The 14,884-nt window shown below is 71.5% G+C and carries 12 protein-coding genes; 11 read left to right on the forward strand and 1 reads right to left on the reverse strand.

Annotation, left to right across the window (positions count from 1 at the left end):
- Nucleotides 1–58: 58 nt before the first annotated feature.
- From gspL to VFR90_RS08815, 8 genes are all read left to right on the forward strand, one after another.
- Nucleotides 59–1,309: a type II secretion system protein GspL gene (gene gspL, locus VFR90_RS08780; RefSeq protein WP_326405734.1), complete on the forward strand. Its 1,251-nt coding sequence runs from the start codon at nucleotides 59–61 to the stop codon at nucleotides 1,307–1,309.
- A 139-nt stretch (nucleotides 1,310–1,448) separates the two neighbouring features.
- Entirely contained in the window at nucleotides 1,449–1,964 is a 516-nt protein-coding gene (locus tag VFR90_RS08785; RefSeq protein ID WP_326405735.1) for a type II secretion system protein M, read from the forward strand.
- 34 nt (nucleotides 1,965–1,998) lie between these two features.
- Entirely contained in the window at nucleotides 1,999–2,922 is a 924-nt protein-coding gene (gene gspN / locus VFR90_RS08790; RefSeq protein WP_326405736.1) for a type II secretion system protein N, read from the forward strand.
- A 227-nt stretch (nucleotides 2,923–3,149) separates the two neighbouring features.
- Nucleotides 3,150–5,255, forward strand: coding sequence for a type II secretion system secretin GspD (gene gspD / locus VFR90_RS08795; protein ID WP_414676516.1), 2,106 nt, complete (start codon nucleotides 3,150–3,152; stop codon nucleotides 5,253–5,255).
- Nucleotides 5,256–5,267: 12 nt separating this feature from the next.
- Complete coding sequence (gspE, locus tag VFR90_RS08800; protein WP_326405738.1) at nucleotides 5,268–6,692, forward strand: type II secretion system ATPase GspE; 1,425 nt, start codon at nucleotides 5,268–5,270, stop codon at nucleotides 6,690–6,692.
- 106 nt (nucleotides 6,693–6,798) lie between these two features.
- Nucleotides 6,799–8,016 (forward strand): type II secretion system inner membrane protein GspF, encoded by a 1,218-nt coding sequence (gene gspF / locus VFR90_RS08805; protein ID WP_326405764.1) that lies wholly within the window; start codon nucleotides 6,799–6,801, stop codon nucleotides 8,014–8,016.
- A gap of 208 nt (nucleotides 8,017–8,224) precedes the next feature.
- Nucleotides 8,225–9,223, forward strand: a complete 999-nt coding sequence (locus tag VFR90_RS08810; protein ID WP_326405739.1) for an AAA family ATPase — start codon at nucleotides 8,225–8,227, stop codon at nucleotides 9,221–9,223.
- Between the two features lie 80 nt (nucleotides 9,224–9,303).
- Nucleotides 9,304–10,254, forward strand: a complete 951-nt coding sequence (locus VFR90_RS08815; protein ID WP_326405740.1) for a 5'-nucleotidase — start codon at nucleotides 9,304–9,306, stop codon at nucleotides 10,252–10,254.
- A gap of 12 nt (nucleotides 10,255–10,266) precedes the next feature.
- On the opposite strand, the gene VFR90_RS08820 is transcribed toward VFR90_RS08815, so the two are convergent.
- Nucleotides 10,267–10,974 carry a Crp/Fnr family transcriptional regulator gene (locus tag VFR90_RS08820; protein WP_326405741.1) on the reverse strand — a complete coding sequence of 236 codons (708 nt, stop codon included), beginning with the start codon at nucleotides 10,972–10,974 and terminating at the stop codon, nucleotides 10,267–10,269.
- Between the two features lie 199 nt (nucleotides 10,975–11,173).
- Here VFR90_RS08820 and VFR90_RS08825 point away from each other — a divergent pair, with 199 nt between their 5' ends.
- From VFR90_RS08825 to VFR90_RS08835, 3 genes are read left to right on the forward strand one after another with little or no spacing between them, the layout of a single operon-like run.
- Nucleotides 11,174–13,117: an AMP-dependent synthetase/ligase gene (locus tag VFR90_RS08825; protein WP_326405742.1), complete on the forward strand. Its 1,944-nt coding sequence runs from the start codon at nucleotides 11,174–11,176 to the stop codon at nucleotides 13,115–13,117.
- Complete coding sequence (locus VFR90_RS08830; protein WP_326405743.1) at nucleotides 13,114–13,941, forward strand: ABC transporter ATP-binding protein; 828 nt, start codon at nucleotides 13,114–13,116, stop codon at nucleotides 13,939–13,941. The genes VFR90_RS08825 and VFR90_RS08830 overlap by 4 nt, the downstream gene beginning before the upstream one ends.
- An 8-nt stretch (nucleotides 13,942–13,949) precedes the next feature.
- Nucleotides 13,950–14,879: a branched-chain amino acid ABC transporter permease gene (locus VFR90_RS08835; protein WP_326405744.1), complete on the forward strand. Its 930-nt coding sequence runs from the start codon at nucleotides 13,950–13,952 to the stop codon at nucleotides 14,877–14,879.
- Nucleotides 14,880–14,884 lie beyond the last annotated feature (5 nt).

Raw genomic sequence — 14,884 nt, forward strand, 5'->3', positions numbered from 1 at the left:
GATTCGTCGGGCCGCGCGAAACCCGACTTTTACAATCCCGCGCGATCATTCCCCGTCCATGGCCACGCTCGTCGTCCTCCTTCCTCCTCGCCCCCGGCTGCGTGCCGGCGGCGGCGCGCCGGCCTCCGCCGCCGAGCGCGAGCTGGCCTACGCGCTCAGCACCGACGGTCTCACCGCCCAGCGCCAGGGGCATGCGGCCGCGGCGCTGCTGCCGAAGGCCGATCAGGTCGTGGCCATGGTCGCGGCCAGCGACGTCAGCTGGCACCGCATCGTCTGCCCGAAGGCACCCGCCGCGCGGATGGCCGCGGCGCTGGCCGGCGTGCTGGAAGACGCGATGCTCGAGGACAGCGCCCAGCTCCATCTGGCGCTGGCGCCGGGCGTCAAGGGCGGCGAAACCACCTGGGTCTGTGCGACCGATCGCGCCTGGCTCACCGCCGAGCTGGCCGCGCTGGAGCGCGCCGGGCTGCACGTCGATCGGGTCGTTCCTGCCGCCTGGCCCGACGAGCCGCCCTGCGGCCACTTCTTCGAAACCGGCGACAGCGCCGATCCGGCCGGCGCGGTCGAGCTGGCGCTGGTGTGGGCACATGCCGACGGCGTCGCGCAGTGGCCCTTGCGCGGCGGACTGGCGCGTGCGCTGCTGCCGCAGCCGCTGCCGAGCGATGCCCGCTTCACCGCGACGCCCGCGGTGGCGGCGCCGGCCGAGCGCTGGCTCGGCGCGCGGGTGCGGGTGCTGTCGCCGGCCGAGCACGCGCTGCAGGCGGCACGCTCGCTGTGGAACCTGCGCCAGTTCGGGCTGGCGCCGCGGCACCGCGGGCTCGCGGCGCTGCGCGAAGGATGGCGGCGGTTTCGCGGCAGCGCCTGGCGGCCGGTGCACGTCGGGCTCGCCGCGCTGCTCGCGGTGCAGTTGTTCGGGCTCAACCTCTACGCCTGGCAGCAGCGTTCCACGCTCGAGGCCAAACGCCGCTCGATGAGCGAGCTGCTGCTGGCCGCGCATCCGCAGGTGAAGGTGGTGCTCGACGCGCCGGTGCAGATGCAGCGCGAGACCGACACCCTGCGTGCCGCGGCCGGCCGGCCGGGCGAAGCCGACTTCGAGGCCGCCCTGCAGGCCGCCGCGCTCGGCTGGCCGGCCTACCAGCCGGTGCAGACGCTCTCGTACGAGAACGGCCGGCTGACGCTGGCCGTGCCCGGCTGGAGCGAGGTGCAGATCAGCGCCTTTCGCGACGCGGTGCGGGCCGCCGGCTGGGATGTCGAAGCCGCCGACGGCCGCCTGACCCTGAGCCGCGCCTCGACCGCGGGGCCGCGCGCATGAGCCGGCGAGGGTCTCCCGAGCGCCAGTTCCCTCTTGGGCGGACCAGCGACGGGCCCCGCGGGGCAACGATGAGCGGCGCGCGTCTCCCGAGCGCGAACTCCCCCTCGCGCGGAGACGCCGCAGACTGCGGAGGGCAGACATGAAGGCCGAACGCCCGCTGCTGCCCCCCGCGCTGGCTTCGGCGCGCGACCAGGCCCGCGCCCGCTGGCGCGGATTGGCGCCGCGCGAACGGCTGCTGGTCGGCGGCGCCGCGACGCTGATCGCGCTGGCCCTGGTCTGGATGGTCGCGATCCAGCCCGCCTGGCGCAGCCTGGACCAGACGCCGGCACAGCTGGACGCCGTCGAGCTGCAACTGCAGCACATGCAGCGCCTCGCCAACGAAAGCCGCGAGCTGCGCGGGCTGCCGAAGGTGCAGCCGAGCCAGGCTGAAGCCGCGCTGCGCGGCGCGACCGAACGGCTCGGCGCGAACGCCAAGCTCACCATCACCGGCGACCGTGCGACGCTGAGCCTGTCGGGCATCAGCGGCGAGGCGCTGGTCGCCTGGCTAGGCGAGGTGCGCAGCGCGGCGCGTGCGCGGCCCGAGGAGGCAAAGCTCTCGCGCGGTGCCGGTGGCTACAGCGGCACGGTCGTGCTGAGCCTGCCGCGCGCCGGCTGAGCCCGGCGCCACGCCGACTTTTTTCGCGACCGCCATGGCCCGTCCCTTCCAAGCTTCCGTCTGGCGCCCCTCGACCTGGCGCGCGTCGCTGCTGCGCGGCCGCGGCGCGCCGGGCCGCGCCACCGAGTGGGGTGAATCGACCTTCGAGGGCCTGCGCTGGCAGCGCGCCCGTGCGGCCGGCCGGCGGTGGGCCATCTGGGGCGCGCTGCTGGGTGCGATGGTCGGCCTGATCGTCTTCGCACCGGCCGCCTGGCTCGCGTCGGCGGTCGAGCGCGCCACCGACGGCCGGCTGCTGCTGGCCGATGCGCGCGGCAGCCTGTGGCGCGGCAGCGCGGTGGTGGTGCTCGCCGGCGGCACCGGCAGCCGCGACGCGCGCGCGCTGCCCGGCCGGATGGACTGGACGCTGCGGCCCGCGGGCCTCGGCCTCGCGCTCCACCTGCGGCACGCCTGCTGCCTGAACGGCAGGCCGCAGGTCCGCGTGCGGCCCGGCCTCGGCACGCTCGCCGTGAGCATGCAAGGCGCGCCGGGCTGGATCGGGCAGTGGCCCGCGGCCTGGCTCGCAGGCCTCGGCACGCCGTGGAACACGCTCGAGCTCGGCGGCGCGTTGCGGCTCACGTCGCCGGGGCTGACGCTGTTGTCGGCGCAGGGCCGCTGGCGCATCGAAGGCAGCGCCGCGCTCGAGGTGCTGAACGCGGCGTCGCGGGTCTCGACGTTGCCCAGGCTTGGCAGCTACCGGCTGAACCTCGGCAGCAACCCAGCCGCGCCGGGCCAGGCGCTGCTCGAGCTCACCACCCTCGAAGGCGCGCTGAAGTTGTCGGGTACCGGCGCGCTCGGCCCGGGCGGCCTGCGCTTTCGCGGCGAGGCGCAGGCCGACGAGGCCGACCAGGCCGCGCTGAACAACCTGCTCAATATCATCGGACGGCGCAATGGCGCACGCTCCGTCATTGCGATCGGATGACCATGTTTCTGCCGCGCTCCAAGCGAACTCCCTCTTCGCCCCGCCGGGACCGCGCGATGCGCGGGGTTATCCCAGGCCGCGCGATGCGCGGCGTGGCCGCCGCCTGCGCGCTGAGCCTCACGCTCGGCGCGCTGCCGCTGCCGCTTCTCGCGCAAGGCACGAAGACCGGCAGCAACCCGAGCCGCGAGCCGGTCACGCTGAACTTCGTCAATGCCGAGATCGAAGGGGTGTCGCGCGCGATCGGCGCGATCCTCGACCGGCAGATCGTCGTCGACCCGCGCGTGAAGGGGCAGATCACGCTGTACAGCGAGCAGCCGCTCGCGCCGCGCGAGGCCTACCTGAACTACCTGGCGGCGCTGCGCGGGCTGGGCTTCACCGTCGTCGAGGTCGCGGGGCTGCTGAAGGTGGTGCCCGAGGCCGACGCGAAGCTGCAGACCGGCACCGTCTCGGTCGGCAACGTCAACCGCACGGGCGACCAGATCATCACGCAGATCTTTCGCCTGAACCACGAGAACGCGGCCAACCTCGTCGCGGTGCTGCGCCCGCTGATCAGCCCGAACAACACGATCAACGCGAACCCCGGCAACAACACGCTGGTGATCACGGACTACGCCGACAACCTCCAGCGCATCGCGAAGGTCGTCGCGACGATGGACGTGCCGGGCAACACCGATGTCGAAGTGATCCCGCTGAAGCACGCGATCGCGACCGACCTCGCGGCCGCGGTGCAGAAGCTGTCGGACCCGTCGGCGGCGACCGGCGCCGCTCCGGCCGCGGCCGCTTCCGCCTCGGTGATCGCCGATCCGCGCATCAACGCGCTGCTGGTGCGCGCGGCGAACCCGGCACGGCTCGCGCAGATCCGCTCGCTGGTCGCCAAGCTCGACCAGCCCGGCATCGGCGGCGCCGGCGGCAGCAACATCTACGTCGTCTACCTGAAGAACGCCGACGCGACGCGGCTCGCGCAGGTGATGCGGGCGGCCTATCTGAACAACGCGCCCGGCACGCAGGGCAGCACGCCGGGCGGCGCGGGCAGCGGCGGTAGCGCCTTCCCGACCTCGAACAACGCGGCCTCGAACTTCGCGCAGCAGACCAGCCAGTTCGGCGGCGGCGGCAGCAGCACCGGCGCGTCGCCGCAGGCCACCGCGCCGATCTCCGCCAGCGCCTCGGTGCAGACCGGCGGCTTCATCCAGGCCGACCCGGCCACGAACTCGCTGATCATCACCGGCCCGGAGCCGCTGTACCGCCAGCTGCGCTCGGTGATCGACCAGCTCGATTCGCGCCGTGCCCAGGTCTACATCGAGAGCCTGATCGTCGAGGTCAGCGGCGACAACGCGGCCGACTTCGGCTTCCAGTGGCTCGGCGCCTCGGGCCGCGAGGGAGACCGCAACATCCCGTTCGCGGCGAGCAACCTGCCGAGCACCGGCGGCACCGGCGGGATCATCGGCATCAACGCCGCCGCGGCGACCGACATCGCCAGCGTGGCCGGCCAGATCGGTTCGGGCTTCTCGGTCGGCCTGGTGCGCAACTTCGGCGGCCAGTACGCGCTCGCGGCGATCGCGCGCGCGCTGCAGAGCCAGACCAAGACCAACATCCTCTCGACGCCGAACCTGGTGACCCTCGACAACGAGGAAGCCAAGATCATCGTCGGCAGCAACGTGCCCTTCGTCACCGGGCAGTTCACCAGCACCGGCACCGGCACGACCAACCCCTTCCAGACGATCGAGCGCAAGGACGTCGGCATCACGCTGCGCATCAAGCCGACGATCGGCGAAGGCGGCACGGTGAAGATGACGATCTACCAGGAGTCCTCGTCGCTGGCCGACAGCGTCGCGCCCGGCACCACCAACGCCGGCCCCACGACGAACAAGCGCTCGATCGAATCGAACGTGCTGGTCGACGACGGCCAGGTGATCGTGCTCGGCGGCCTGGTGCAGGACCGCTACACCGAGAACAACTCGAAGGTGCCGCTGCTCGGCGACATCCCGGTGCTCGGCGCGCTGTTCCGCAGTGAGTCGCGCAAGAAGGAGCGCACCAACCTGATGGTGTTCCTGCGCCCGGTGGTGATGCGCGACGCCGACGCGACCAACCGCCTTTCGCTCGACCGCTACGACCTGATCCGCTCGCAGCAGCAGAGCGCGCAGCCGGCACCGCGGGTGCTGCTGCCGATCAACGAGTCGCCGGTGCTGCCGCAGATCCGCCCGGAGGCCGTCGGCCCCGGCGGCACGCCGCCGCCGCTGGGCGACAGCACGCCGTTGCCGGCGCCGGTTGCGCCTTCGGTCGCGCCGCCGCCGGCGCCCGCTCCCGCACCGGCCCAGCCGCCGGCGACGAACTAGGACGCCGACGCGATGGGCAGCCGCCACCCCCTCCCCTACGCCTTCGCCAAGGCGCATTCGCTGCTGCTCGAGGACAACGGCAGCCAGCTCGTGCTGTGGGCGCCCGAGACGGTCTCGCCGTCGGTGCTCGGCGAGGTGCTGCGGCTGTACGCGGTCGATGCGCTGGAGCGCGAGGCGCAGGCCTCGCTCGCGCAGCGCATCGCGCAGGTCTATGCCGGCGGCGAATCGAGCGCCGCGGCGGTGATCGGCGAAGTCGAAAGCGGCGTTGATCTGTCGCGGCTGATGCAGGACCTGCCGGCGGTCGAAGACCTCCTCGAAGCCGCGAACGACGCACCCATCATCCGCATGCTCAACGCGCTGCTGACGCAGGCCGCGAAGGACGGCGCGAGCGACATCCACATTGAGCCCTACGAGCGTTCGAGCTCGGTGCGCTTTCGCGTCGACGGCACGCTGCGCGAGGTGGTGCAGCCGAACAAGGCGCTGCATGCGGCGCTGATCTCGCGCCTGAAGATCATGGCCGAGCTCGACATCTCCGAGAAACGCCTGCCGCAGGACGGCCGCATCAGCCTGCGCATCGGGGGGCGCGCGATCGACGTGCGCGTGTCCACGCTGCCGTCGGCGCACGGCGAACGCGCGGTGCTGCGTCTGCTCGACAAGGGCGACAGCACCCGCTTCACGCTCGAATCGCTTGGCATGAGCGGCGAGACGCTCGCGCGCTTCAAGAAGCTGATGGCGCAGCCGCACGGCATCGTGCTGGTGACCGGCCCGACCGGCTCCGGCAAGACCACCACGCTCTACGCCGGGCTCGGGCAGGTCGACACCGGCACGACCAACGTGCTGACGGTGGAAGACCCGATCGAGTACGAGCTGCCCGGCATCGGCCAGACGCAGGTCAATGCGCGCATCGAGCTCACCTTCGCGAAGGCGCTGCGCGCGATCCTGCGGCAGGACCCGGACGTCATCATGATCGGCGAGATCCGCGACTACGAGACCGCGCAGATCGCCATCCAGGCCTCGCTCACCGGCCACCTGGTGCTCGCGACGCTGCACACCAACGACGCGCCGAGCGCGGTCACGCGGCTCACCGACATGGGCGTCGAGCCCTTCCTGCTGAGCAGCTCGCTGCTCGGGGTGCTGGCGCAGCGGCTGGTGCGCAAGCTCTGTCCCGACTGCAAGACGCGCGACGACCAGGGCCGCTGGCATCCGGTCGGCTGCGCGGCCTGCGGCATGACGGGCTACAAGGGCCGCACCGGCGTCTACGAACTGATGGTGGCCGACCAGGACGTGCAAAGCCTGATCCACAACCGCGCCGCCGAAAGCCAGATCTTCGTCGCCGCCGAGCAGGGCGGCATGCAGACGATGCGCGAGGACGGCGAGCGGCTGGTCGAAAGCGGCGTCACCTCGCTCGAGGAACTCCTTCGAGTCACGCGCGAATGACGAAAGCCCCCACGTCGCTTCGCTCCGGCCGCCAGGGCCACGAAGGCGCCCCGTCGTGGCTCTGCGGGCGATGCCTGCCTCGGGGCCGCCCGGCGGCAGGCTGAGCATGCCGGCCTACCGCTTCGAGGCGCTCGACGCCGCCGGCAAGCCCAAGAAGGGCCTGCTCGAAGCCGACAACGCCAAGGCCGCGCGCGCCGCGCTGCGCCTGCAGCAGCTGGTGCCGCTCGACGTGCAGCCGGTCGCCGCGCAGGCCGCGAACACCGGCGCGTTCTCGCTCGGCGGCCGGCGCGTCTTCGGCAGCACCGGCCTCGCGATCTGGACGCGGCAGCTCGCCGGCCTCGTCGGCTCGGGGCTGCCGCTCGAACGCGCCCTGACCGCGCTGACCGACGAAGCCGAAGACCCGCGCCAGCGCGAGCTGCTCGCGCACCTGCGCGCCGAGGTCAACGCCGGCTCGCCGTTCGCGCGCGCGCTGGGCTCGTCGCCGCGCGAGTTCGACGAGGTCTACCGCGCGGTGGTCGGCGCGGGCGAGCAGAGCGGCCAGCTCGGCGTCGTGCTCGAACGGCTCGCCGACGACCTCGAGGAACGCCAGGCGCTGAAGGCCAAGCTGATCGGCGCGGCGCTGTATCCGGCCATCGTGTCGCTGGTGGCGATCCTGATCGTCGTCTTCCTCGTGACCTACGTCGTGCCGCAGGTCGCGAGCGTGTTCGCCGGCAGCAAGCGTGCGCTGCCCTTCCTCACGACCGCGATGCTGGCCATCAGCGACTTCGTGCGCGCGTGGGGCTGGCTGCTGGCGATCGCGATCGCCGGCGCGGCCGGCGGCCTCGTGGCCGCGCGCCGCAACGAAGCCTTCCGCGAGCGCTTCGACGCCTTCTGGCTCACGCTGCCGCTGGTCGGCCGGCTCGCGCGCGGCTACAACGCGGCGCGCTTCGCCGGCACGCTGGCGATGCTCGCCGGCGCCGGCGTGCCGATCCTGAAGGCGTTGCAGGCGGCGGCCGAGACGCTCGGCAACCGCGCCATGCGCGCCGACGCGATGGCCGCGCTGGTGCAGGTGCGCGAAGGCGCCCCGCTGGCCTCCGCGCTTGCGGGCAAGCGGCGCTTTCCCGGCCTGCTGGCGATGTTCTCGCGGCTGGGCGAGCAAACCGGCCAGTTGCCCGTGATGCTGCAACGCGCCGCGGTGCAGCTCGGCGCCGAGGTGCAGCGGCGCGCGATGGCGCTGGCGACGATCCTCGAGCCGCTGTTGATCGTCGTGATGGGCGTCGTCGTGATGCTGATCGTGCTGGCGGTCCTGCTGCCGATCATCCAGCTCAACACCTGGGTCAAGTAGGCCTGCCCCCGTCGGGGCTTCGCCGTGCCCGCTCGAAGGGACACCGGCGGACCGGCGGAACCAGATTCGCTTTGGCAGCACGAAGGGGCGCGCCCTGCGCACCGCGTGGTGGCGCACGAATTGCTGGAGGTTTCCCGTGTTGATCGCGAGCTGCCTCTTGGCATGCTTTGCTGCAATCGATCCCAGGTTCGTCGTTTCGGAGGTGTGCATGCCATCGCCACAGACTGATCTCGTCACCCTGCCGCGCTCGGGTTTGCCGATCGCGCACCTGCGAAGCCTCTACCGCGTTCACGACGTCGAGCGCCGGCTCGAGAAGCTGCCGCACAAGGAGCACGAGAACCTGCGCGCGACCTACGAGCGCATGCTGGAGAAGGGGCCGGAGCGCTTCCAGGTCAAGCCCTCGGGCGTGCCGGCGATGGAGCCGCTCTACGACGATCTGCCCAATTTCCACGAGGTGCTCGACGACGTACGGCGCCAGCTAGCGCTGTGCGCCGACAGCCGTGACGCGCTCGAGATCACGCCGATGCTGCTGCTCGGCCCGCCGGGCGTCGGCAAGACGCACTTCGCGCGCGAAATGGCCCAGCTGCTCGGCACCGGCTGCGGCTTTCTGTCGATGAGCTCGCTGACCGCCGGCTGGGTGCTGAGCGGCGCGAGCAGCCAGTGGAAGGGCGCGCGGCCCGGCAAGGTCTTCGAGACGCTGGTCGACGGCCAGTACGCGAACCCGGTGATGGTCGTCGACGAGATCGACAAGACCGGCGGCGAGCACGCCTACGACCCGCTGGGCGCGCTCTACAGCCTGCTCGAGCATGACACCGCCGGCGCCTTCACCGACGAATTCGCCGAGATCCCGATCGACGCGAGCCAGGTCATCTGGGTCGCGACCGCGAACGACGAGCGTGCGATCCCCGACCCGATCCTCAACCGCATGAACGTCTTCGAGGTCCAGTCGCCCGACCGCGAGGCGGCCCGCAAGATCGCCGCGAAGCTCTACCGGGGCATCCGTGCGCAGCACGACTGGGGCCAGCGCTTCGAGCCCGAGCCGGCCGACGACCTGCTCGACGCGATGGCCGAACTCGCGCCGCGCGAGATGCGACGCGCGCTGATGACGGGCTTCGGCAACGCGAAGCTGGCGGCACGCGGCGTGGTCGAGGTGCGCGACCTGCCGAACGCCCAGGGGCGACGCTCGCCGATCGGCTTCGTGCAGTAGGGCTCGCGGCCGGCCGCGTGCGGCGGCCCGTCGAAGCTTGCGCGCGGCCTCGCGGGAGCGTCGCCGCTAGCATCCCCGCCATGCCCGTCACCCTCGCAGGCCAGCTCGTCGTCGCCATCTCCTCACGCGCGCTGTTCGACTTCGAGGAAGAGAACCTGCTGTTCGAGTCCAGCGACGACCGCGCCTACATGCGGCTGCAGCTCGAACGGCTCGACGCCCCTGCGCAGCCCGGCGTGGCCTTCTCGCTCGTCAGGAAGCTGCTCGCCTTCAACGACGCGCCGCTCGCGCCGCCCGAGGAGATCGCGCCCGAGGCGCGTGCCGCCGCGCTCGCGCCGCGCCGGCGGGTCGAGGTGGTGATCCTGTCGCGCAATGACCCGGTCTCCGGCATGCGCGTGTTCCGCTCCTGCCAGAAGTACGGCCTGCCGATCCAGCGCGGCGTGTTCACCCGCGGCGGCTCGCCGTGGCGCTACCTGAAGCCGCTGGCGGCCAACCTGTTCCTCAGCGCGAACGAGGCCGACGTGCGCAGCGCGCTCGATGCCGGCGTGCCGGCCGCGCGGGTGCTGCCGAACGCGGCGCGGGCCTCGGAAGCGCATCCGCACGAAGTGCGCATCGCCTTCGACGGCGACGCGGTGCTGTTCTCCGACGAGGCCGAGCAGGTCTTCCAGAGCGCCGGCCTCGACGCCTTCCAGGCCCACGAACGCGAGCGCGCCGCGAGCCCGCTGCCGGCCGGGCCCTTCAAGCCGCTGCTCGAAGCGCTGCACCGGCTGCAGCGCGAAGGCACCGCGCAGATGCGGCTGCGCACCGCGCTCGTCACCGCGCGCAGCGCGCCGGCGCACGAGCGCGCGGTGCGCACGCTGATGGGCTGGAACATCGAGGTCGACGAGGCGATGTTCCTCGGCGGCCTCGCGAAGGGCGAGTTCCTGCGCGAGTTCGAGCCGGACTTCTTCTTCGACGACCAGACCGGCCACGTCGAGGGCGCCGCCCCGCACGTGCCGGCCGGCCACGTGGCGGCCGGTGTCGCCAACCTCTGAGCCGCCGCCGCCTCAGCGCCGCACGCGCTGCTGCAGCCCCGGCAGGTCGAGCACCCTCAGGCCCCCGTACTCGATGCGGATCAGCGCCTCGTCCTGCAGCGTGCGCAGCGCAAGGTTGACCCGCTGGCGCGACAGCCCGACCAGGTAGCCCAGCTCCTGCTGCGTCACCCGCAGCAGCGAGCCGACGCCCGGGTAGAGCACCGGGTGGAACAGCGCGCCGAGGCTGCGCGCGACGCGGGTGTCCGGGTCGTTCATCCGGTCGATCTCGCGCGCGGCGATGAACTGGCCGAGCCGCTCGTTGATCTGGTTGAGCACGTAGCGGTTGAACGCGAGGCTGGTCTCGAGCAGCCGGTGGAAGTCGTCGATCGGCAGCCCGGCGACGAGGCTCGGCCGCAGCGCCTCGATGTTGTAGCGGTAGGTCTCGCGCTTGAGCAGCGTGCCTTCGCCGAACCAGGCGCCCGGCGGGATGCCGGTGAAGGTGATCGGCGGGCCGAGCGCGCTGTCGTTGCTCATCTTGAGCAGGCCGTCGATCACGCCGAACCAGTAGGTCGCCGGCACGCCGATGCGGCACACCCGCTCGCCGGCTTCGGCCTCGACGACGCGGATCGCACGCGCCGCGGCCTGCCGCTCCGAGGCCGCCACGACCGCGAGCCAGGGCACGCCGGCCAGTTCGTCCAGCCGCGGCTGGCGCGCCCGGTCGCTCAGGCGCGGCGGGTTCATCGGCGCGGCCCCGAGCGGCCCGCGGGCGCGGCGAGCGAGGACGGGACACGCATCGTCATGGCCGCAAAGGTTCGCTGTTGAGGCGGGAAAGTCCGGCCCGGGCTCTCCCTAGGATTGTCGATAGAACGACACGCCAGCGTCAAAGTCTTCCCTAGGATCGTTTCGTTCGCGATGCGCTTGCCCTGCGCTTTCGAACGCCATGACGCCCACCACCTTCCCCCGCCTGCTGTTCGAACATGCCGCCGCGCGCCCCGACGCGCCGGCCATGCGCGAGAAGGCCTACGGCATCTGGCAGACGCTGAGCTGGCGCGAGCTCGCCGCGCTCGTCGAGGCGCTGGCCGCCGGCTTCGCGGCGGCCGGGCTGCAGCGCGGCCAGCACCTGGCGGTCGTCGGCGAGAACCGGCCGCGGCTGTATGCATCGATGCTCGCGGCGCAATGCCTCGGCGCGATCCCGGTGCCGCTCTACCAGGACGCGGCCGGCGCGGAATGGGTCTTCCCCTTGCAGAACGCCGAGGTCGCGTTCGCGGTCGTCGAAGACCAGGAGCAGATCGACAAGCTGCTCGAACTGCGCGAGGCCTGCCCGCGCCTGTCGCACCTCTGGTACGACGACGCGCGCGGGCTGCGGCATTACGCGCAGCCGGGGCTCGCGTCGATCGATGCGCTGATCGCGGCCGGCCGCGCCTTCGCGGCCGCGCAGCCCGGCTTCGTGAAGGCGCGCGTCGACGCAGGCCGGCCCGACGACGTCGCGGCGATGTTCTTCACCTCGGGCACCACCGGCCAGCCGAAGGGCGTGGTGCACAGCCACCACACGCTGATCGATCGCGCGCGCGCCGGCGCGGCCTTCGACCGCCTCACCGAGCGCGAGGAGGTGCTCGCCTACATGCCGCCCGCCTGGGTCGGCCAGAACATCTTCAGCTATGCCCAGTGGCTTGCCTGCGGCTACGTGGTGAATTGCCCGGAGTCGCCCGAGACGGTGCAGATCTGCCTGAAGGAGATCGGCCCGAGCTACTACTTCGCGCCGCCGCGCGTGTTCGAGGCGCTGCTGACCAGCGTGACCATCCGCATGGAGGACGCCGGCCGCGCGAAGCGCGCGCTGTTCGCACACTTCATGCAGCTCGCACGGCGCGTCGGGCCACGGCGCATGGACGGCCAGGCGATCGGCCTCGTCGACCGCCTGCACTACGCGCTCGGCAACCTGTGCATCTACGCGCCGCTGCGCAACACGCTCGGCTTCAACCGCGTGCGCGTCGCCTACACCGCGGGCGAGGCGATCGGGCCGGACCTGTTCAGCTTCTACCGCTCGATCGGCATCAACCTGAAGCAGCTCTACGGCTCGACCGAGACCGCGGTCTTCGTCTGCCTGCAGCCCGACCACGAGGTGCGCGCCGACACGGTGGGCGTGCCGATCGACGGCGTGGAGATCCGCGTCGCCGAAGGCGGCGAGATCCACGTGCGCTCGCCGGGACTGCTCAAGGGCTACTACAAGAACGAGGCGGCGACCGCCGAGGTGCTGGGCGCCGACGGCTGGTACCGCACCGGCGACGCCGGCTTCCTCGACGCGAGCGGGCACCTGAAGATCATCGACCGCGCGAAGGATGTCGGCCGCCTGAAGGGCGGTGCGCTGTTCGCGCCGAAGTACGTCGAGAACAAGCTCAAGTTCTTCCCGCACATCAAGGAGGCGGTGGCCTTCGGCGACGGCCGCGACGCCGTCTGCGCCTTCGTCAACATCGATTTCGAGGCGGTCGGCAACTGGGCCGAGAAGCGCAACCTGCCCTACGGCGGCTACGCCGAGCTCGCCGGCAAGGCCGAAGTGCGCGAGCTGATGCGCGAATGCGTCGAGAGGGTGAACGCCGACCTGGCGCGCGACCCGATGCTCGCCGCCTGCCAGATCCGCCGCTTCCTCGTGCTGCACAAGGAGCTCGACGCCGACGACGGCGAGCTCACGCGCACCCGCAAGGTCAAGCGCTCGACCATCGGCGAGCGCTATGCGGTGCTGGTGGACGCGCTCTACGACGGCCGCAGCTCGCAGTTCATCGAGACGACGGTGAGCTTCGAGGACGGCCGCCAGGGCGTGGTGTCGGCCGACCTGAAGATCGTCGAGGCGAAGGTGTTCGACGCCGCCGCGATGAAGGAGGCCGCATGAACGCGGTGCTCGAACGCGCGCCCGCGGTGGCCGAAGCCACCGAGCCCCGCCGCATCGGCGCGCCGATCCTCGAGGTGAAGAACATCTCGCTGCGCTTCGGCGGCGTGAAGGCGCTCGCCGACATCAGCTTCGACGTTCGCGAGCACGAAGTGCGCGCGATCATCGGCCCGAACGGCGCCGGCAAGAGCTCGATGCTCAACTGCATCAACGGCGTCTACCAGCCGCAGGAAGGCTCGATCACGCTGCGCGGCAAGACCTTCCGCGGCATGAACAGCCGGCAGGTTGCCGAGATGGGCGTCGCGCGCACCTTCCAGAACCTGGCGCTGTTCAAGGGCATGAGCGTGCTCGACAACATCATGACGGGGCGCAACCTCAAGATGAAGTCGAACCTGTTCCAGCAGGCGATCCGCTGGGGCGCGGCCGAGCGCGAGGAGATCGAGCAACGCGTCGTCGTCGAGAAGATCATCGACTTCCTCGAGATCCAGGCGCACCGCAAGACGCCGGTGGGCCGCCTGCCCTACGGACTGCAGAAGCGCGTGGACCTCGGCCGCGCGCTCGCGATGGAGCCGCAGCTGCTGCTGCTCGACGAGCCGATGGCCGGCATGAACGTCGAGGAGAAGCAGGACATGAGCCGCTTCATCCTCGACGTGAACGACGAGTTCGGCACCACCATCGTGCTGATCGAGCACGACATGGGCGTGGTGATGGACATCTCCGACCGCGTGGTGGTGCTCGACTACGGCAGGAAGATCGGCGACGGCACGCCGGCCGAGGTGCGCGCGAATCCCGACGTGATCGCGGCCTACCTGGGCACCTCGCACTGAAGCGCGCGATGGGCTTCTTTCTGGAAACCCTGATCGGCGGCCTGATGGCCGGCATGCTCTACGCGCTGATCGCGCTGGGCTTCGTGCTGATCTACAAGGCCAGCGGCGTCTTCAACTTCGCGCAGGGCGCGATGGTGCTGTTCGCGGCGCTCGCGATGGCGCGCTTCTCGGTCTGGATACCGCAATGGCTCGGCATCGAAAGCCGGCTCGTCGGCAACCTGCTCGGCTTCGCCGGCGCGATGGCGCTGATGGTCGGCGTCGCCTGGGTGATCGAGCGGCTGGTGCTGTCCAAGCTCGTGAACCAGGAGGGCATCACGCTCCTGATGGCCACGCTGGGCATCACCTACTTCCTCGACGGCTTCGGCCAGACGCTGTTCGGCAGCGACATCTACAAGATCGACGTCGGCCTGCCGAAGGAGCCGATGTTCCTGCTCGAAGGCACGTTCCAGGGCGGCGTGCTGGTCAACAAGGAAGACCTCTACGCCGCCGGCATCGCCGCCGCGCTGGTCGCCGCGCTGAGCCTGTTCTTCCAGAAGACAGGCACCGGCCGCGCGCTGCGCGCGGTGGCCGACGACCACCAGGCCGCGCAGTCGATCGGCATCCCGCTGAACCGCATCTGGGTGATCGTCTGGAGCGTCGCGGGCTTCGTCGCGCTGGTGGCCGGGATCATCTGGGGCAGCAAGCTCGGCGTGCAGTTCTCGCTGAGTCTCGTGGCGCTGAAGGCGCTGCCGGTGGTGATCCTCGGCGGGCTGACTTCGGTGCCGGGCGCGATCGTCGGCGGCCTGCTGATCGGCGTCGGCGAGAAGCTCTCCGAGATCTACCTCGGGCCGATGCTCGGCGGCGGCATCGAGATCTGGTTCGCGTACGTGCTGGCGCTCGTCTTCTTGCTGGTGAGGCCGCAAGGGCTCTTCGGCGAGAAGATCATCGACCGCGTCTGAAGAGG

Source organism: Methylibium sp. (assembly GCF_035762065.1).
In the GTDB taxonomy this organism is placed as follows: domain Bacteria; phylum Pseudomonadota; class Gammaproteobacteria; order Burkholderiales; family Burkholderiaceae_C; genus Methylibium.

Excerpts from the sequence above, each read along its gene's own strand:
- gspL (WP_326405734.1), top strand. The coding sequence starts at position 59 with ATGGCCACGCTCGTCGTCCTCCTTCCTCCTCGCCCCCGGCTGCGTGCC.
- VFR90_RS08785 (WP_326405735.1), top strand. The coding sequence starts at position 1,449 with ATGAAGGCCGAACGCCCGCTGCTGCCCCCCGCGCTGGCTTCGGCGCGC.
- gspN (WP_326405736.1), top strand. The coding sequence starts at position 1,999 with ATGGCCCGTCCCTTCCAAGCTTCCGTCTGGCGCCCCTCGACCTGGCGC.
- gspE (WP_326405738.1), top strand. The coding sequence starts at position 5,268 with ATGGGCAGCCGCCACCCCCTCCCCTACGCCTTCGCCAAGGCGCATTCG.
- gspF (WP_326405764.1), top strand. The coding sequence starts at position 6,799 with ATGCCGGCCTACCGCTTCGAGGCGCTCGACGCCGCCGGCAAGCCCAAG.
- VFR90_RS08810 (WP_326405739.1), top strand. The coding sequence starts at position 8,225 with ATGCCATCGCCACAGACTGATCTCGTCACCCTGCCGCGCTCGGGTTTG.
- VFR90_RS08815 (WP_326405740.1), top strand. The coding sequence starts at position 9,304 with ATGCCCGTCACCCTCGCAGGCCAGCTCGTCGTCGCCATCTCCTCACGC.
- VFR90_RS08820 (WP_326405741.1), bottom strand. The coding sequence starts at position 10,974 with ATGAACCCGCCGCGCCTGAGCGACCGGGCGCGCCAGCCGCGGCTGGAC.
- VFR90_RS08825 (WP_326405742.1), top strand. The coding sequence starts at position 11,174 with ATGACGCCCACCACCTTCCCCCGCCTGCTGTTCGAACATGCCGCCGCG.
- VFR90_RS08830 (WP_326405743.1), top strand. The coding sequence starts at position 13,114 with ATGAACGCGGTGCTCGAACGCGCGCCCGCGGTGGCCGAAGCCACCGAG.
- VFR90_RS08835 (WP_326405744.1), top strand. The coding sequence starts at position 13,950 with ATGGGCTTCTTTCTGGAAACCCTGATCGGCGGCCTGATGGCCGGCATG.